General features: G+C 63.4%; 23 protein-coding genes and 2 pseudogenes. 13 read left to right on the top strand and 12 right to left on the bottom strand.

Translation table 11 applies throughout. The annotated features are described in order from the left end of the window. On the top strand, positions 1-297 hold a 297-nt coding region (locus tag OH705_RS19645), incomplete at its 5' end, for a hypothetical protein (protein WP_267302814.1). Positions 298-483: 186 nt separating this feature from the next. On the opposite strand, the pseudogene OH705_RS19640 reads toward OH705_RS19645, so the two are convergent. Then, positions 484-835 (bottom strand): annotated as a pseudogene (locus tag OH705_RS19640) (integrase). A 1124-nt stretch (positions 836-1959) separates the two neighbouring features. On the opposite strand from OH705_RS19640, the gene OH705_RS19635 reads away from it, so the two are divergent. Beyond that, a complete protein-coding gene (locus tag OH705_RS19635; protein WP_267302812.1) occupies positions 1960-2247 on the top strand; it encodes a barstar family protein in 288 nt (95 codons plus the stop codon). Positions 2248-2312: 65 nt separating this feature from the next. Next, positions 2313-2669 carry a VOC family protein gene (locus OH705_RS19630; RefSeq protein WP_267302811.1) on the top strand — a complete coding sequence of 119 codons (357 nt, stop codon included), beginning with the start codon at positions 2313-2315 and terminating at the stop codon, positions 2667-2669. A gap of 168 nt (positions 2670-2837) precedes the next feature. Here the strand turns inward: OH705_RS19630 and OH705_RS19625 are convergent, their stop codons facing one another. Both OH705_RS19625 and OH705_RS19620 read right to left on the bottom strand, forming a co-directional pair. Further along, on the bottom strand, positions 2838-3044 hold the full coding sequence (locus OH705_RS19625; protein ID WP_023629947.1) for a DUF6434 domain-containing protein: 207 nt from the start codon (positions 3042-3044) through the stop codon (positions 2838-2840). 718 nt (positions 3045-3762) lie between these two features. Next, positions 3763-4197 (bottom strand): hypothetical protein, encoded by a 435-nt coding sequence (locus tag OH705_RS19620; protein WP_267302810.1) that lies wholly within the window; start codon positions 4195-4197, stop codon positions 3763-3765. A 97-nt stretch (positions 4198-4294) separates the two neighbouring features. On the opposite strand from OH705_RS19620, the gene OH705_RS19615 reads away from it, so the two are divergent. The 4 genes from OH705_RS19615 to fos all read left to right on the top strand — a co-directional run bounded on the left by OH705_RS19615 (position 4295) and on the right by fos (position 6320). Then, positions 4295-4672, top strand: a complete 378-nt coding sequence (locus OH705_RS19615) for a hypothetical protein (RefSeq protein WP_267302809.1) — start codon at positions 4295-4297, stop codon at positions 4670-4672. A 142-nt stretch (positions 4673-4814) separates the two neighbouring features. Further along, positions 4815-5363 (top strand): GNAT family N-acetyltransferase, encoded by a 549-nt coding sequence (locus OH705_RS19610; RefSeq protein ID WP_267302808.1) that lies wholly within the window; start codon positions 4815-4817, stop codon positions 5361-5363. A 122-nt stretch (positions 5364-5485) separates the two neighbouring features. Then, positions 5486-5833: a hypothetical protein gene (locus OH705_RS19605; RefSeq protein WP_023629951.1), complete on the top strand. Its 348-nt coding sequence runs from the start codon at positions 5486-5488 to the stop codon at positions 5831-5833. 76 nt (positions 5834-5909) lie between these two features. Continuing rightward, positions 5910-6320: a fosfomycin resistance glutathione transferase gene (fos, locus tag OH705_RS19600; protein ID WP_267302807.1), complete on the top strand. Its 411-nt coding sequence runs from the start codon at positions 5910-5912 to the stop codon at positions 6318-6320. Here the strand turns inward: fos and OH705_RS19595 are convergent. Continuing rightward, positions 6311-6820 carry a GNAT family N-acetyltransferase gene (locus tag OH705_RS19595; RefSeq protein ID WP_267302806.1) on the bottom strand — a complete coding sequence of 170 codons (510 nt, stop codon included), beginning with the start codon at positions 6818-6820 and terminating at the stop codon, positions 6311-6313. The two genes, fos and OH705_RS19595, sit on opposite strands and share 10 nt — an antisense overlap. Positions 6821-6970: 150 nt before the next feature. Between OH705_RS19595 and OH705_RS19590 the strand changes: the two genes are divergently transcribed. Continuing rightward, complete coding sequence (locus OH705_RS19590) at positions 6971-7468, top strand: methylated-DNA--[protein]-cysteine S-methyltransferase (RefSeq protein ID WP_094010351.1); 498 nt, start codon at positions 6971-6973, stop codon at positions 7466-7468. On the opposite strand, the gene OH705_RS19585 is transcribed toward OH705_RS19590, so the two are convergent. Both OH705_RS19585 and OH705_RS19580 read right to left on the bottom strand, forming a co-directional pair. Then, positions 7461-7703: a hypothetical protein gene (locus OH705_RS19585; protein ID WP_038706186.1), complete on the bottom strand. Its 243-nt coding sequence runs from the start codon at positions 7701-7703 to the stop codon at positions 7461-7463. The genes OH705_RS19590 and OH705_RS19585 overlap by 8 nt on opposite strands. Then, the gene (locus tag OH705_RS19580) at positions 7700-8440 is read right to left on the bottom strand and encodes a carbon-nitrogen hydrolase family protein (protein ID WP_267302805.1); all 741 of its coding nucleotides are present in this window, start codon (positions 8438-8440) and stop codon (positions 7700-7702) included. The genes OH705_RS19585 and OH705_RS19580 overlap by 4 nt, the downstream gene beginning before the upstream one ends. A gap of 82 nt (positions 8441-8522) precedes the next feature. On the opposite strand from OH705_RS19580, the gene OH705_RS19575 reads away from it, so the two are divergent. Further along, complete coding sequence (locus OH705_RS19575) at positions 8523-9047, top strand: DUF2867 domain-containing protein (protein WP_232888138.1); 525 nt, start codon at positions 8523-8525, stop codon at positions 9045-9047. A 3-nt stretch (positions 9048-9050) separates the two neighbouring features. Here OH705_RS19575 and OH705_RS19570 read toward each other — a convergent pair whose 3' ends face one another. Beyond that, complete coding sequence (locus tag OH705_RS19570; RefSeq protein ID WP_267302804.1) at positions 9051-9560, bottom strand: DUF3016 domain-containing protein; 510 nt, start codon at positions 9558-9560, stop codon at positions 9051-9053. Positions 9561-9634: 74 nt separating this feature from the next. Between OH705_RS19570 and OH705_RS19565 the strand changes: the two genes are divergently transcribed. Further along, positions 9635-10330 (top strand): metallophosphoesterase, encoded by a 696-nt coding sequence (locus tag OH705_RS19565; RefSeq protein WP_267302803.1) that lies wholly within the window; start codon positions 9635-9637, stop codon positions 10328-10330. On the opposite strand, the gene OH705_RS19560 is transcribed toward OH705_RS19565, so the two are convergent. Together OH705_RS19560 and OH705_RS19555 are read right to left on the bottom strand one after the other, a co-directional pair. Then, positions 10308-10928, bottom strand: a complete 621-nt coding sequence (locus OH705_RS19560) for a LysE family translocator (protein WP_267302802.1) — start codon at positions 10926-10928, stop codon at positions 10308-10310. The genes OH705_RS19565 and OH705_RS19560 overlap by 23 nt on opposite strands. A gap of 93 nt (positions 10929-11021) precedes the next feature. Beyond that, positions 11022-11840 (bottom strand): AraC family transcriptional regulator, encoded by an 819-nt coding sequence (locus OH705_RS19555; RefSeq protein WP_267302801.1) that lies wholly within the window; start codon positions 11838-11840, stop codon positions 11022-11024. A gap of 135 nt (positions 11841-11975) precedes the next feature. Here OH705_RS19555 and OH705_RS19550 point away from each other — a divergent pair, with 135 nt between their 5' ends. From OH705_RS19550 to OH705_RS29365, 3 genes and pseudogenes are all read left to right on the top strand, one after another. Next, positions 11976-12599 carry a LysE family translocator gene (locus OH705_RS19550; RefSeq protein WP_104443802.1) on the top strand — a complete coding sequence of 208 codons (624 nt, stop codon included), beginning with the start codon at positions 11976-11978 and terminating at the stop codon, positions 12597-12599. 523 nt (positions 12600-13122) lie between these two features. Beyond that, positions 13123-13362 (top strand): annotated as a pseudogene (locus tag OH705_RS29370) (methyl-accepting chemotaxis protein); the annotation flags it as partial. Between the two features lie 36 nt (positions 13363-13398). Continuing rightward, on the top strand, positions 13399-13857 hold the full coding sequence (locus tag OH705_RS29365; protein WP_416383585.1) for a CZB domain-containing protein: 459 nt from the start codon (positions 13399-13401) through the stop codon (positions 13855-13857). Here OH705_RS29365 and OH705_RS19535 read toward each other — a convergent pair. From OH705_RS19535 to hbdH, 3 genes are all read right to left on the bottom strand, one after another. After that, positions 13845-14120, bottom strand: coding sequence for a peptidylprolyl isomerase (locus tag OH705_RS19535; RefSeq protein WP_013972552.1), 276 nt, complete (start codon positions 14118-14120; stop codon positions 13845-13847). The genes OH705_RS29365 and OH705_RS19535 overlap by 13 nt on opposite strands. A gap of 52 nt (positions 14121-14172) precedes the next feature. Further along, positions 14173-16122, bottom strand: coding sequence for an acetoacetate--CoA ligase (locus tag OH705_RS19530; protein ID WP_267302800.1), 1950 nt, complete (start codon positions 16120-16122; stop codon positions 14173-14175). 88 nt (positions 16123-16210) lie between these two features. Further along, positions 16211-16981 carry a 3-hydroxybutyrate dehydrogenase gene (gene hbdH / locus OH705_RS19525; protein ID WP_267302799.1) on the bottom strand — a complete coding sequence of 257 codons (771 nt, stop codon included), beginning with the start codon at positions 16979-16981 and terminating at the stop codon, positions 16211-16213. Positions 16982-16992 lie beyond the last annotated feature (11 nt).

Genomic DNA, 16992 nt, shown 5'->3' with positions numbered 1-16992 from the left:
GGCATTCCGAGGCCGTGGCTCGACGAGCTGTACGACGGCCCCGCCCTTGTCACCGATCCGGACGGGCGCGCCGCGGTTCTCAATGAAATGGCCTACGCCGCCAGCCGGCGAAAGGAAGTCGATGCCAACGTGCTGTCCGACATGCTGGAGCTGTCCGAAGCAGCCAGGACCTGGGCTCTGCTCGAGCACGAGGAGGCCTGGGCCATGGGCCTGTTGAGGTATGAATCTGCAGAGGAGTGGGAGATGGACGAGCCAGAACGGATCGTGGTCGGCAGAACGCCGGGGAATGCCGCTTAGGCATAATGGATAGTTGCGTCGCTCGGACCAATTCTCGGTCCAACCTGTGTGTTTCGGTGGGGGGAGTAGGGGAGTTTCACCCAGCAAAATCAACGCTCTGGCACACCTTAACCCCCACCGCATAGCGCATGGTGATATTGGCGGTAGAAATCAAGTGCTTGTCCTGCGGGGGTTCCAGAGGTGTATTTAGGCCCTTTCGTCAGTCTTGGGCCAATCTTGGGCCAATTCGACTCGGGGCAGCAGCTTCTCCAGCTCCCTCCAGTCCGAGGAGGAGCTGATCCATTTCGCGTAGGTAGAGAGCAACATCTCGACGCCATGGCCGAGCTGGTTCGCGATGAACACTTCGGTTCATCCCGGCCATCAGGCACAGGGTTGCGTAGGTGTGGCGGGTGTCGTACTGCCGGCGTTCACGGATGTTCAGCGCCTTGAGCGCTGATTTGCAGTGGCGGATTGTAACACTTGGTTCGTTGATCCACAGCCCACCTTTACTCAGCTGGAACACAAATGGGCTTGTAGGGTGGGCCGATTTTGAAGCCATCCGCCTCACGTTGGCCAGGCGCTGAGCGCTCGGTTTTTCAGCAACACCACCCGGTTCGTCCGGTCGGCGCGGCTGGCGGTCAACGATGATGCGCTGGATTGTTGCGGTGCGGTCCCCGAGGTCGATGTCCTGCCATTGCAGACCCATGGTTTCACTAGGGGGGGCGTCCGATCGCCGTCTGCTCTTAGACTTCACGCCTTTTTCGCAAGCCTTCAAAGGATTGAACCATGGCCTGAAACTCTGAGTTTGCATGCGCTTCTATTGCGGCAAGACGCGTTTCAACCGTGTTTACAGGACGTGATCGCTGAGATCAGCCTTCCGTCCAGGGTGGATGGGTGGATAGCTAACTGGTAAGCTACTCGTTTTAGATATCAAAATGCCATGATTACGCGGATTATTGCGGCGACGATCGCTGCGTTTAGCTTGTTTGTAAGTCCATATGCAGCTGCTTGGTGGATGGAGGATGGTAAACCTAGGTATTTGGTATCCGAGGTCAGATGGTGCCAACTCGTAGCCATAGATGCCGTCGACGTAATGGCGGCGAAGCAGTTCAAAGAGCCTCTTGCAGAGTACGACGGAATCCTCGGTGAGTTAGGGGTTGGCTATAGATTTCGACTAGAAGAGAAGGCAAAGGGGTATCCCGTTGGCGATACCCAAGACGAAAAAACCAAAATCCTTCGCCAGTTTGTAGAGGATGTACAGGTTATGTGCTGGGATGATCACAGGAAAGTGGTTGCACCCACCGAGCCTAAGCCAGGTCCATCCTTCCGTGGTTGAGCTTTTCACCAATAGATCCGGCTGACGCCATATTTCAAGCAAGCCCGCAAAGCGGGTTTTTATGCCTGGAGAAATGTATGACGACACGGGGGCGGATCGCATCCACAGCATCCATCCAGTGCGCCAGCGCCTCGACAGATCGCTGCCTCTCATCGTCGGGCATCTTCGAACCATTCAAGTGAGTGGTTGGAGAGGGTAAGGGCGGCCCAAATGGAAGGGGTGAATGCCCTTCGGTGCTAGCGATCAAAGCCGATGACCTTCTGCGCGTTTTTTCTAGAGACGGCATTTGACTGTTTACATGGATGTATGGATTCTGGCGCTATCGAACGTTTCTCTGAGCTTCAGCAATGACTAGTTTACGTGCCGCGACAGTCGAACTAAATGGAGTCGCTTCCACCGCGGAGTTACATGCTGTACTAAGCGAGGCGCTAGGTTTTCCGAATTGGTACGGCTGCAATTGGGATGCCTTTTGGGATGCAGTCACTGGATTGGTTGAGATGCCAGGTCAGCTGCGGTTACTGGGGTGGAGATCGTTAGTGGGATGCCTGCCTGTTGACGCTGCATTGCTGAAAGAGTGCTTAGACGATCTCGCTACCGAGTATCCAGAGCTGGCTCCAATGGTGATTTTCGACTGATGTGATGCATGACTTGGCTATCGCTTGGCTGTGGTAGAGTTCGACCTCTTAACAAGGAGGTGTCAATGAGCAGCAGAGGAACAGATTGTCAGATCGACAATATCGAATTCAACGTCAGCGACATCAAACGCAGCAAGGAGTTTTACGGCGCAGTATTCGGTTGGAGCTTCGTTGACTACGGCCCCACATACACTGAGTTCAGCGACGGCCGGCTCACTGGTGGTTTCACCACGGGCGAGCCTGTCAGGCCCGGTGGCCCGCTGGTCATCTTGTATTCGGACGACCTCATTGATGCCCAAGGCAAAGTAGTGGCTGCGGGCGGAAAGATCAGCCGAGAGGTGTTTTCGTTTCCGGGCGGCAAGCGATTCCACTTCACTGATCATGATGGGTATGAACTGGCCGTCTGGACCGCAGCGAACTGAGCGAAGGAAGCCCTGCGACTTGCTGAAAACTTCCTCCCGGTACCGCCTCAGACTCTCATTGGAACGGTAATCGGCAGTGATGGTGAGCACATGCCTTTGACCAACTGAAGACGCATTGGATAGCCCCGGCCAGGCTGGACCACATTCTCGGTTTCAACTGGCGGGCGGTCACCTGCGCGTACGCATCCACTCATCCGCGACATCCCCCATGGTGGAGGGTGCTCCGCTCTTGATCCAGGCCATGAAGGTCCGATCGAACTTGAACGCCGCGCCGCATTCACCGAGCAGGAACTGCCGGACCTTCTGCGTGTTGCGGTAGTTCTTGTCGAGCAGGGTCGTGCGGGTGATAGGTCCTGCGTGCCAGTCGAAGCTCATTTCCACTACCTTGGATGGCCAGGTTCGCTGGAGCCTAGCATCACTTGTTGTGGTCTGGCGCCTCTCCGGCAGCCATGCGGCTTTCGCCGTGACGGGCCCATCGTCACGGCTCAACGCCTTCAATTCGCTGGGCGGCAGGTGCACATGCAGCTGCCGACGGCGCTGCTGGATGATTTTCTGGATGCGTCTCATCGGGGCACACCTCGATTGGCATCCTTGCGTAGAGCCGGAGTGAGTGATCAGTAAGCGCCTGTTTGCGCGATAGACCCACCACGTCTGACCAATGGACATGGTCCTGAAGCGGGCAGGCTGGAATGGGAGTTGCTTGAGTCAAGCAAACCCACCAGGCGGGAGTGCAGACATGTTCCAGGATGACCTCTATTTCATGAGCTTCGTGGTGGCCGCCGTGCTGGCCGTGGATGTGGTGGCGGTTTTCGTATTCTTGCAGGCCAGTGCCTGATCCCCGCGCCTGGGGACACGTCCCCAGAATCGGGGCCGGGCGCAAGGGTGTCGCGGTTCGCTCGCGGTGATAAACTTTGCCGTTTGCCAGACAGGGAGTGTGGTATGGGCTTGCGTGAAAGGCATGCAGCGTTGCTGGAATGGCTGACGCCCCGGCGCAGACGCCAGATAGGTGGAGGCTTTGCTGGCGTCTGGGTGGTAGGTGTTTTGGTGCACCCAGGGCAGTACCTGACCTATATCGTAATCTTTGCCAGCGTCATCATGATGGGGGCCTGGTCGCCCGCTTCGCCAGACAAGCACTGAGGAACATCGTCCAGGCGGTGATTGCGATTTCAAGGAGAACATCATCAAGACTTTGTCGATTTACTGGAGCGCGCTGATGGGCCGGGTAAAGGCTGCAACTGAGCGATTCACGGCCCGGCAACGCTGCGTTGTCGGCGGGGCCTTTCTGGTTGCCTGGGGTGTTGGAATTGTCGCGTTCCCCGGCGTCGATCTTGTCTTGCTGTATATCGGTTCCATGCTCATGTTCTTCAGCGCGGTGACCGTACGGATCAATACACGGCGCTGAGAGACCTTGCGGTGCATGGCAGCGGCTTTGCCGACACCCGGCCAAATCCGCTGTTGCAGATCCCTGCTCATGGCTGAAACAGTTCATGTTGTCGGGTGAATGTCTGATTTTTCGTTCGACACTCATTTGCGTGTTCCGCTTGTCCGCCAGCAGTGCCGACTGGTCGGGCGCTTGTAGACTCACCAGTGCTGTACGCAAATCCTACTCATAAGGAGCATGAGTCATGACACAGCAACGGGCTTTCAAAGAAGAACTGACCGCCGATATTCAGGTACCCCCTGGTTATGTCTACCTGAGCAGCGGTCGTTGCGATGTTAAGGGCAAGGAAGGTGAGCGGGCCGGCGCTAACTTCGTCGAAGCGCAGATCCAGCAGTACAAATCCTTCATCCTCAGGACCACTGCCGGCGCGGGCACCTTCATGGTTCGCCTGGACTATTCCGGTGGCAGCGACAAGAACCTGCAGTACGTCAGCATCGATGACAGCTACTCCACCCAGGAGACCTTCAACATTCGCAGCGTTTCGATGAACAATCTGCGCGGTTTGTTCGCCGCCGGCAAGAGCTCGGCCAACCTGAGCTTCTATGTGTTCGGCAAACCTTGATCGCGATTGATTGACCTGTCCGGGCTCCGGTCGATTGAGGGCCGGAGTTCCGCGGTCATGCGCATGTGCTAGATTCCCCTGCCTCGCTGGCATCGCAAGGCGATGTCGGTCATGTCTGGTAGAAGGGAGCTGCGCCTTACCCATGTTCATCGAGACTCCTCGTCTTGTCCTGCGCCCTTGGGCAGAGCGGGACATCGAAGCCTTTGCCCTCGTCAACGCCGACCCCGAAGTCAGGCGCTACTACTACCCGGCAATACTGACGCCCGCTGAAACCTGCACGATGCTTGCCGAGTGCGATCGGCACCTGCAAACGCACGGTTTCGGCTTTGTCGCGGTCGAGCGCAAGGTGGATGGCGCGTTGATCGGCGGGCTTGGCTTGTCCTCGACCGGGGACGAGATACCGGGCGGCCCGCATGTCGAAATCGGCTGGATCCTCGGGCGTGAACACTGGCGCAAGGGCTACGCATTCGAGGCGGCCAGCGCGTGCCTGGCCTACGCGTGGTCGACCCTTGGGTTGCCCCAGATCATCGGTTACACCTCGAGCATCAACACACCCTCCAGGGCATTGATGCAGAGGCTGGGCATGCGTTCGGATCCGCTGGAGGACTTCCTCGACGTGACGGTGCCTGAAGGCAATCCGTTGCGACCCCACGTGCTCTACCGGATCGACCGGCCCACCCAGGCGATATAGCGAACCGGCATACCGCCCCCGTCACTCCGGGGCTAGGCTTGTAGATCGTAAGCAGACTATTAAAAAGGGTGGTGGCTGTGTGACTCTGTCCAGGGCATCCTGCTGGGGTGGTTGGAGTCTGTATGAATCGCTTGATGATGGCATTGGCCGCCAGCCTGCTGCTGGCCGGTTGCGCGCATGATCCCGATATCCGGGCCGGGCGCGACAACACCTTCGGCGTGACCGCGAAAGCCCCGCCGGATTACCTGAACTGCGTCAAAGCCGAGCTTCCCGCAAACGCGACGACCTTTATCGTGCAGAACCAGGACGCCCTCGAGCTGTTTGTCGCCAGCCTTGATCCGAACAAGGCCGACGGCCTGGTGAAGGTCCAGGGCTCCCCTGGGCGGCAACAATACTCCGCCTATCAACGCGATGCCTGGTATGACAAGGGGCGCCTGCTCGATGCCGCGCTGATGTGTTCGAGGGTATGATCGGCGCTTCGCGGGACGCTGCCGTTTGCCTCGTCCCGCGAAACGCTCTTGTCCTACTTCACTTCGGACGATTCTCATGTTGAACGGATTCAACCATCTCACCCTGGCCGTCTCCAACCTCGCCGACAGCATCGTGTTCTACCAGCAGGTACTGGGCTTCAGGCTCAGTGCTCAGTGGGAGCGGGGTGCCTATCTGAGCCTGGGCGAGCTGTGGCTGTGCCTGTCGGTCGATCAGGTAGAGGCGGGCGACCTGCAGCGCACGTACACGCACTACGCGTTTTCCATTTGCCAGGGCGACTTCGCGGCCTTCGCCCAGCGCTTGCGCGAACACGACGTGCGCCTGTGGAAGCAGGACAGCAGCGAAGGAGACTCGCTGTATTTCCTCGACCCGGATGGCCACCAGCTCGAAGCGCATGTCGGTGATCTGCAATCGCGGCTGGCGGCCTGCCGGGCGAAGCCTTATGCAGGCATGGTGTTCTACGACTGACGCAACCGCGCCATGCACAGCGCGTCGACAAACACCCCATCGCGCACACCGTAGTCGCGCAACCGGCCTTCGACCTCGAAGCCGAACTTGCGATACAGCGCCAGTGCCGGTTCGTTGTCGGCGTAGACGGTGAGCTGGACCCGGCGCAGGTTCATCCAGTTGTCGGCAATGTCGAGGATGGCCGTCATCAGCCGTGAGCCGACGCCCTTGCCTTGCCAGGCCTGGGCAACGCCCATCAGCAGTTCGCCCAGGTGCGCCTGGCGGATGCGTGTGCTCTGGTCGAGGCCGATATTGCCGATCACCTGGCCTTGGTGCACCGCCACCAGGCGGATTTGTCGGTCATGGTAGGCGGCCAGGCGCTCGCGCCACACTTCGACGCCCTGATAGGGCATCTGCAGCACCTGGCGGCACACCGCGGGTTCGTTGTAGAGCGCGGTGATACCGTACAGGTGCTGCTCGGCAAAGCGTTCGATGACGATGTCGGGCGAGGCGTCGTTCACTGTGTTTCCGTCCTTTGAAAAACGAGTGGCGCCTCAGTGTACGGGGCGGCGCTGCGGACTGGCCAGTGGCGATGGCTGGGCAAGAAAGCGGATGCGTGGCCGCGCCGCGATGGGTACAGTGCAGCGAACGTCATCCTGCCGGAGCCTGCCATGTCCTGTGCCTTCACCCTCATGCAATCGCCTGTCGGCACCCTGACCCTGGTGGCGCGGGGCGAGCGGCTGGCCGCCGTGCTGTGGGAGCATGAGCGGGACAACCGGGTGCGCCTCGGCGAGCTGCACCGCGACGACCAGCACGGCGTGCTGCGCGAGACCGCCCGCCAGCTGGGCGAGTACTTCGCCGGGCAACGCCAGCGCTTCGAGCTGGACCTGGACTTTGCCGGGACCGCGTTCCAGCGTGAGGTGTGGGCGGCGCTGTTGAGCATTCCCTTCGGCGAGACCCGCAGCTACGGCCAGATCGCCCGGCAGATCGGCAAGCCCGATGCGGTTCGGGCGGTGGGCGCGGCCAACGGCCGCAACCCGATCTCGATCATCGCGCCCTGCCACCGGGTGATCGGGGCCTCGGGCAGTCTCACTGGTTTCGCCGGTGGCTTGCCGGCCAAGCAGTATCTGCTGGCGCTGGAGGGGCGCCAGAGCCTAGGCGTCAGCTGAGCCAGGCACAGAATACCGTCAACACCAGCGCCAGCACGGTGCCGGCAAACAGGCTGTAGTGGCGGTGGGCACGGCGGGCGTGGGCTTCGACTTCGCGCAGGTACTGCCCCGCAGGCGGGGCGTCCGGGCGATGGCGCAGACCTTCGGCGATATCGGCCAGGCGCCCGCGAATCAGGGTGCCCACCAGGTACCAGACACTGGCATAACTGGCCAGGATCACCAGCGCATACTTCATGCGCACAGCTCCAGCGGCCATGCCTGGGCAGTGCCGGTCGCCGTGTCGAGCAGCAGCAGGCCTGGCGCTACGTCTCCGAGGCAGGCCAGCAGGTTGCCTTCGGCATCCCAGGCCGCGGACTGCCCGGCCCCCACGTAAATGTCCGCAGGGCCGACGCAGTTACTCATGATCACCGGCATGCGCAGCCGCCGGGCAACCTGCGGGTAGTGCGCAGCCCCTGCGCGGATGCCTTCCTCGGTCTTGACCACGCTGACCAGATAAAGGTCGGCGCCCTGGGCCTGGGCGTGCGCGGCGTGCTCGAGGAACATCGATTCATAGCAGATGGCCGGCGCCACCTGGTGGCTGCCGGCGGCGAACACCAGCGAGGTGCTGCCGGGCACGAAGTAGTCCAGTTCGTCGTCATGCAGGCGCTGCTTCGCATACACCAGCGGCGCCAGCCTCGGGCGCAATACCAGCATGCCGATGCGCACGCCGGCCATGGTCGGCATCGGCAGGCCGACCGCCGCCGTTACGCCGAAGCGATCGCACGCGGCTTGCAGCGGTACCAGTTGCGGCGAGTCGGCGGGCATGGCCAGTTGCCGGGCCAGCGTTGGTTCGTAGCCGGTCAAGGACAGTTCGGGGAACACCAGCAGTTCGGCGCCCAGGGCCGCGGCCTGTTCGATGGCGTGCAAATGATGGGCGATATTGGCGGCCACATCGCCTTTGCTCAAAGCCAGCTGTACTGCGCAGCTCTTCATGGAGTATCCGTCCTTGGCATGTCGTCGGCAGTCGAGGATACAATCGACGGCCGTTCCCTCCCAGTACCGATGTGTCGATTTCATGGACGAAAACACAATGACCCACGCCGCCACCATACCCGCCGACTCGCTGATCGCAGCGCATGCTGCTAAGGCGGGTTTTCGCCATTGCCGGGCGATTGAAATTGCGGACGACGGGCGGCCCGCCATGGCGCACTTCCTGCGCCTGATGACAAGCATGCCCGGCTGGATCGACACGCTGATGGTGCTGCGCAACCGCCTGGTCGCGCTGCTCGGCCTCAAGGACCTGGGACGCTTGACCGCCATAGACCCGGCCCGCGCCCCGGGCAGCTACCAGCCCGGAGAGCGGGTGGGGATTTTCACCCTGGTGGCCAACACCGAGGATGAGGTGCTGCTGGTCGACCGCGACCAGCACCTGGACGTGCACATCGCCCTGCTGCGACGCCCGACGGCCGAGGGTCGTTGCGAGGTGCTGGTGAGCACCGTGGTGCGCACGCACAATCGGCTTGGCCGCCTGTACATGCTGCCGGTGGCACCGTTCCATCGGCTGATCGCGCCCATCGCCCTGCGCCGTCTGGCGTGGTGACGCTCAAGAGGGCGGCTGGGCGAAGCGCTGGCGGAACCAGTCGCCGAGCATGGCCTTCTCCGCATACAGCCGGTCGTTGTTGCCCAGGCGGCCTGGGCGGCTGAGGTACGTCTTGTCGCTCAGGTGCTCCTGGGCCTTGAGCGCGGGCTGGCCGGGCTGCTGCAGGGTGTAGTCGAGGTCGATGCTGGGCCAGGTGACTTCGCGCATGAAGCGCACATCGTAGGCCTGGCTGTGCCAGGGCTCGAACTGGCCGGCCAGGTCGATGTCGCGGATGTCGATGACCAGTTGCTGGCCGGGCCGCAAGTAGCGCTGGCCGAGTTTCTGCAGGTGCAGGGTGAGGACTTTCAGCACCTGCGGGTCGGCGCTGCGAGGGTAGGCCCGATTGTCGAGGCTGGCATCGCGGAATTTCTCGGGGTGCTCGAAACGCACCTCGACCTGCGCGGTCGAGGCGCCCTGTGCCATGCTGTCTAGTGCCAGCACCATCAGCACGGCACTGGCCAGGGTGGTTCGCATGATGCACCTCCGGGTTCGGGCGGTTTACCCGCTTATTTTACGCCGGTGCCGGAAAGAAGCAGAGGAATGATGCAATGACTGCGTTCAGGCGGATCGCCGCCAACAGCCGTGGCCGTGACTTGGCCGTGGGCGATATCCATGGGCATTTCAAGCGTTTGCGTGAATGCCTGGAGGCGGTCGGTTTCGATCCGCTGGTCGACCGTTTGTTCAGCGTCGGCGACCTGGTCGACCGTGGGCCGGGCAGCGCACAGGCGCTGCAATGGCTGGCCGAGCCCTGGTTCCATGCGGTGCAGGGCAACCACGAGTCGCTGGCGGTCAATCACCTGCGCGGCGACCGGGTCGACCTGGACATGTACCGGGCGGCCGGCGGCGGATGGTTCCTCGATTTGCCAAAGGCCGAGCAGGTGCGGTTCGTCGAGGTGTTCGAACGCCTGCCGATCGCCTTGCAAGTCGACACGGCGGGCGGGCCGGTCGGCCTGCTGCATGCCGACAGCCCGTTCGACGACTGGGCGCAGCTGTGTGCGAGCCTGCAGGCCGGGGATGACATGCAGGTGCGTGAGGTGTGCCAGTGGTCGCGCCGGCGCCTCAAGGAGGGCGACAGCCGCCCGGTCAAGGGCCTGCGCGCCTTGCTGGTAGGCCATACACCGGTGCTGGAGATCAAGGTGCTGGGCAACGTCTGGCACCTGGACACCGGCGGCTGGAGCCGTGGTCACTTCACCCTGCTCGAACTGGATGGCCTTAAGCCGCTCAGCGCCAAGCCAGGTGCGTGAGAACAGCGCCGGCCAGCAGGATCAACATCAAGCCCGAGGCGCGCTCGAGCCAGGGCAGGGCGCGGGCGAAGCGGCGCAGTACCCGCGGGTTGCCGATGGCCACGGCAACCGCGAGGTCCCAGGCCAGGACGATGGCGAACATCCAGATGCCATAGCCCAGCTTGGCCCAGGTACCGCTGCTGGCGATCATGCTCGCGAGGCTTGCATAGAACAGTGCGTTCTTCGGGTTGAGGATGCCCGAGGCGAAGCCCATGCCCAAACTGTTCAGCCAGCCACGCGCAGACGTTGCCAGGCCAGGTTCGCGGGGCGTCAGGGTTGCTTGCCCGGCATGGCGCAGGAACAGTTGGCCGAGGTAGAGCATGTAGCCACAGCCAGCCAGCTGGATGGTGACGAACAGAGGGCCGCCATCGCGTAAAAAGGACACCCCGGTAAACGCCGCACAGATGAACATGCCGTTGGCCAGGGCGATCCCGGCACAGGCGCCACTGGCGAGCCGCCAGCCGGCGCTGGCCGAGGTGCGGGCCACCAGGAAAAAGTCCGGGCCGGGTGAGAGCAGGGCGAGGAAGTGGGCGGTGGCGACGAGCATGAACAGTTGCATGGGGGCGGGCTTCCTGGTGGAGGTAGCCGCAGTCTGTTGCTGGTGATGGGTGGAGTATTGAAGATTATTGCAGGGGGCCGCTGTGCGGTGATGTCAGTGCTTCAGTGCCGCCCGGTAGGCCCCAGGCGTCACCCCGACATGCGCCTTGAACACCCGCTGGAAGTGGCTCTGGTCGGCAAAGCCCAGGTTATAGGCCACCTCCGCCAGCGCCTGGCCCTGGCGCAGCAGACACCGGGCTTTGTTCACCCGCGCGTTGAGCAGGCAGGCGTGAGGGGTCATGCCGGTAGCGACGCTGAACGCCCGTATTAACTGGTAGCGCCCCATGCCGGCTTGGCGCGCCAGGCGCTCCAGGCTCAGTTCGGCCAGGTCCTGCTCCTGTGCGTGGTCCAACAGTTCGCGCAGTGTCGACGGCGGCAATGGTGGCGCCGCCAGCAAGGCCGGGTGCATGGAGAAATCATGTTCGCCGATGAAGGCCACCAACGCAGCCTCTTTCTCGAAGGTTGGCGCCGGTGAAAACAGCAACCTGTTCAGCGCGCAGAACTGCAGGTACAGCGCCTGTGAGCGAGTGACCCGGGCCACGGCACCGGGCTCGCCTGCGGCAACGCCGGATTCGAGGCGTAGCTGACGCAGCCACTCGGCATCCAGGTGCAGCATCTGGTAACTCCAGGCCTGACCCGGTTGCGGGTTGCAGGCATGCACCCGCTGCGCCGGCACGAACACCAGGGTACCCGGCGTCAAGCGCTCCTCACCGCTGGCGGCGCCGGTGAAGCGGCTGCTGCCGGCATCCACTGCGCCGATGGAAAAGCTGGGGTGGCTATGAGCCTTGTAGCAGGCGCGGCTATGGCAAGCGCGCCGGCTCTCGACGTACGGCATGGCCGGGTCGTACCAGATTTCGCTGCTCGGGCGGGTCATGGCGAGGTGCCTTGAGACGGACGGAGGGCGCCAGTCTAGCGTCTGGTCGCTGTTACGGCCATTTGCCGCGCCACTGTGCTTGACGGGCCTGCCCGCCAGGCGCGACGCTGCACCGGTCCCTGCCGGAGAACAAGAATGGACCTGTCGAGCCTGCTGCTGTTCATCCCCGCCTGTTTCGCTCTGAACATGGCGCCGGGCCCCAACAACCTGCTGTCCCTGCACAATGCCAGCCGCTATGGCCTGCGCACCGCTTGTGTGGCCGGTGCCGGGCGCCTGCTCGCCTTCAGCGGCATGATCGCCCTGGCCGCGATGGGCCTGGCCGTGGTGCTGCACACCAGCGAGTACCTGTTCCTGGCGATCAAGGTGCTGGGCGCGGCTTACCTGTTCTATATCGCCTGGCAGCTGTGGCGGGCACCGGTTGGCGAGGCGGCGGTGGCCGGCGAGCAACCTCGCGGCACCTGGAAACTGGCGCGCCAGGAGTTCTGGGTGGCGGCGGGCAATCCCAAGGCAATACTCATCTTCACCGCGTTCCTGCCGCAGTTCGTCACCGTGGGCAGCGCCACCCCGGTCAGTGAACAGTTCCTGCGCCTGGGCGTGCTGTTCCTGTTGCTGGAGTGGGCGGCCATCGCCATCTATGCCGGGCTTGGCGCGTACCTGCAGCGCTGGTTCGCACGGCCCGGGCCACGGCGCATGTTCAACCGGGTCAGCGCCTCGCTGCTGGGGTGCGCGGGGCTTGGCCTGCTGGCGGCCCGTCGCTGATCCGCTGTTTTCCATCGCAGCTGAGTATTGCCGCGCTTTGCGCTTGCTGAGACCTTTCCATGTTTCTGCCCGGAGCTTTTTCGCCGGGTGACAGGCGGTGGGTCTATCCCGGGAGCGTGGTGTGAAGTGGTGGAGCAAGGCAGGTCGGCAAGACCCGCGGATCAAGGAGCTGAACGTCGCCCTGGAGCATTCCCGTTCACAGTTGGCGGCATCTGAGCAGCGCGTCCGCGAGGCGGAATCAAGGGCTGAGGAACTGGCGCGAGAGAACCAGGTGCTCGGGCACCTGGCCGGCAACCTCTCGGCGTTCTCGCATTCCCTGGAAATGACCCAGACGTCGTTCGCCAGCCTCGCCCACAGCATGGAGCAGGAAAGACAGTACGCCATCCGCATCCAGGGCATTGCCAGCAGCAACCAGGCCAGCATTGATGCCATCGCGACCAACCTCGAGCAGCTGGCCGATGCCTCCGGCGAGGCGTCGGAGAAGGTCGGCAGGCTCGATCATCAGGCCCAGCAGGTTGGCGGTGTGCTGGAGATCATCCGCGAGGTGGCAGACCAGACCAACCTGCTGGCCCTGAACGCGGCCATCGAGGCGGCGCGGGCGGGCGATGCCGGGCGCGGCTTTGCCGTGGTGGCCGATGAGGTCAGGACCCTGGCCAGGCGCACAGCCGACGCCACCGCCGAGATCGGCACGCTGGTCTCGGCCATTCGTGCCGACAGTGCGCAAAGCCGAGGACATATCGCCAGCCTGGCCGAGCATTCGTCGTCATACAGCGGGGTCGGCCAGTCCGCGGCCAGTACCATGCGCCAGTTGCTCGACATGTCAACGGTGGCCGAAGGATCGGCATCGGTGTCGGCGCTGCGCAGCTTCTGCGAGCTGGCCAAGCTCGATCACCTGATCTACAAGTTCCGCGTCTACAAGGTGCTGTTCGGCGTTTCGCAGGAGCGCGGTTCGGACTTTACCGACCATACCCACTGTCGCCTGGGCAAGTGGTATCGCGAGGGGGACGGGGCGCTGCACTATGCGCATCTTGCCGGGTACAAGGATATCGACGCGCCCCATGCCGCCGTGCACCGCTGCGCATTCGACGCCATCGATGCCCATGCCAGCGGCGATACCGCAGCGATGCTCAAGGCGGTGGCCGACATGGAGAGCGCCAGCCTTGCCGTGCAGGAGGGTTTGGAGCGCGTGGTCGCCAGTGGTGAGCAATCGCCTGCGTTGTTGCAGAGACGGCGCGAGAGCGAGGCTCAGTCGCGATAGAACGTTTGCACCAGGTGATAGCCGAACTTGCTCTTGATCGGTCCGTGCACCACCCGCAGGGGCTTCTTGAAGATCACCTGGTCGATGGCGCCGACCATCTGGCCCGGGCGTATTTCACCCAGGTCGCCGCCGCGCTTGCCGGACGGGCAGGTGGAAAATTTCTTCGCCAGCACGTCGAAAGCCTCGCCGTTGGCGATGCGCTGCTTGAGCTTTTCGGCTTCGTCAGCGGTCTTGACCAGGATGTGGCGGGCTTGGGCTTTCATGGGGTTACCTGTGCTTCGGGGCAAAAGGGCGACATTATGCCTGATGTCGCCCTCAGCGTAACTCCGGGCGGTCGCGGAACTGCTGCAGCGCCCCGGGGTTGGCCAGGGCGTCGGTGTTCTTCACCGGCCGGCCATGCACCACGTCGCGGATCGCCAGCTCCACCAGCTTGCCGCTGAGGGTGCGCGGGATGTCGCTGACCTGGACTATCACCGCCGGCACATGGCGCGGTGTGGTGAACTGGCGAATCACCTGACGGATACGCAGGCTGAGCGCCTCGTCGAGCTGCAGACCGTCGCGCAGGCGCACGAACAGCACCACGCGCACATCGTTATTCCAGTCCTGGCCGATGGCCACGCTCTCCAGTACCTCCTCGACCTTTTCCACCTGGCGGTAGATCTCGGCGGTGCCGATACGCACGCCGCCGGGATTGAGCACGGCGTCGGAGCGGCCATGGATGATCAGCCCGCTGCCAGGCACCTGCTCGGCGTAGTCGCCCTGGCACCAGACACCTTCGAACTGGCTGAAGTAGGCGTCACGGTAGCGCTGGCCGTCAGCGTCGCCCCAGAAGCCGAGCGGCATCGAGGGGAAGGGATGGATGCAGACCAGCTCGCCTTTCGCGCCGCTGACCGGCTGGCGTTGTTCATCCCAGACTTCCACCGCCATGCCCAGGCCCTTGCCGGAGATCTCGCCACGACGCACCGGCAGCAGCGGGTTGCCGGCCACGAAGCAGGCGACGATATCGGTGCCACCGGACATCGAGGCCAGGCACACGTCGGCCTTTATCTTGGCGTAGACATAGTCGTAGCTGTGGGGCGACAACGGCGAGCCGGTGCAGAGGATCAGGCGCAGGCTGCCCAGGCCATGGGATTTCGCCGGCTCCACAGCGGCCTGCTCCAGGGCGGCGAGGTACTTGGGGCTGGTGCCGAAGGCGCGGATGCCTTCGGCATCGATCAGGTCGAGCAAACGCTCGGGCCCGGGGTGAAACGGCGAGCCGTCATACAGCACCAGGGTGGCGCCGACCGCCAGCCCGCTGGCCAGCCAGTTCCACATCATCCAGCCACAGGTGGTGTAGTAGAACAGCACATCGTCGGCCTTGAGGTCGTTGTGCAGGCCGTGTTCCTTGAGGTGCTGCAACAGCACGCCGCCAGCGCGGTGGACGATGCACTTGGGCACGCCGGTGGTGCCGCTGGAATAGAGGATATACAGCGGATGATCGAAGGGCTGCGCGGCGAAGGTCGGCGTCCCGCCGGGCGTAAAGTAATCGGCCCACAGGGCCGTCGGCTTGCCGGTGAACTCATCGGCGCGGGTCTGCGGCCGGGTATGCGGCACCACCAGCAACTGCTCGATGCTCGGTAGCTGGGCCACGACCTGGTTGATCTTCTCCACCTGGTCGATGACCTTGCCGGCATATTGATAACCGGCGCAAACCACCAGCAGCCGAGGGGCGATCTGGCCGAAGCGGTCGATGATGCCGTGGCTGCCAAAGTCCGGCGAGCAGCTGGACCAGACCGCGCCGAGGCTGGTGGCGGCGAGCATGGCCACCAGGGTTTCCCAGGTGTTGGGCATGACCGCGGCGATACGATCGCCCGGCGCGATGCCGGCCTGGCGAAAAGCCTGCTGCAAGCCGGCGACCTGCGCGGCCAGTTGATTGTGGGTGAGGCTGTGGCGGCCGCCGTCCTCGCGCACGGCCACCACGGCCGGACGGTCATCGCGGCGCTGCAGCAGGTGTTCGGCGAAATTCAGGGTGGCGCCGCGGAACCAGCGCGCGTCGGCCATGTGTTCGCCTTCCTCGAGGATGCTCGATGGCGGCGTGTGCCACTGCACATGGAAGTACTCGGCGAGGGTCTGCCAGAACTGCGGGCGCTGCTCGATGCTCCAGCGGTGCAGGGCGGCGTAGTCGTCGAGCTGAAGGTTGAAACGCCGGTTGACGCGACGACGGAAGGCGTCCATCCGGCTGGCTTCGATCTGGGTGGTGGTGGGGCGCCAGAGTACGTCGTTCATGCGGAAGTCTCGGTCAGGGCTGAGAGTCTTGTCGCGGTGCGAGCCCGCTCCGCTACAGGAACGGGCTTGTCTTGTTCCACTCTAGCCTTTACTGGGCGAGCCAACCGCCATCGACGTTCCAGGCGGCGCCACGGACCTGGCTGCCGGCCTCGCTGCACAGGAACAGCACCAGTTCGCCGAGGTGGCGAGGGGTGACGAAGGCGAGGGAGGGCTGTTTCTCGGCCAGCAGGTCGTGTTGCGCCTGCTTTGCATCGCCACCGCCGGCGGCGCGGTCGTCAATCTGCTTCTGCACCAGCGGCGTCAGTACCCACCCCGGGCAGATGGCGTTGCAGGTGACGTTGCTGGTGGCGGTCTCCAGGCCGATCACCTTGGTCAGGCCGACCACGCCATGCTTGGCGGCCACGTAGGCGGCCTTACCGGTGGAACCGACCAGGCCGTGCACCGAGGCGATATTGACGATCCGCCCCCAGCCACGCGCGCGCATGCCCGGCAACACCAGGCGGCTGCCATGGAACACCGCCGAGAGGTTCAGGGCGATGATCTTGTCCCAGGCCTCCACCGGAAACTGCTCGACCGGTGCCACATGCTGGATGCCGGCATTGTTGACGAGGATGTCGACCGCGCCGAACTCGCGCTCGGCCAGGGCGAACATTTGCTCGATTTGTGCGACGTCGGACAGATCGGCCGGATGATGGGCGACCTTGACCCCGAACCGCCTGATCTCGGCGATGGCCGCGGCCGGGTCGCCGAAACCGTTGAGCAGGATATCGGCGCCGGCCTCGGCCAGCACTTGGGCTATTCCCAAGCCGATGCCGCTGGTGGAACCGGTGACCAGTGCGGTCTTGCCTTTGAGCGTCATGCCTTTCTCCT

The organism is Pseudomonas sp. BJa3, from assembly GCF_026343815.1.
Lineage (GTDB): Bacteria > Pseudomonadota > Gammaproteobacteria > Pseudomonadales > Pseudomonadaceae > Aquipseudomonas > Aquipseudomonas soli.
The sequence above is the reverse complement of the archived record's forward strand: the minus strand, read 5'-3'. Positions and strand labels throughout refer to the sequence as shown.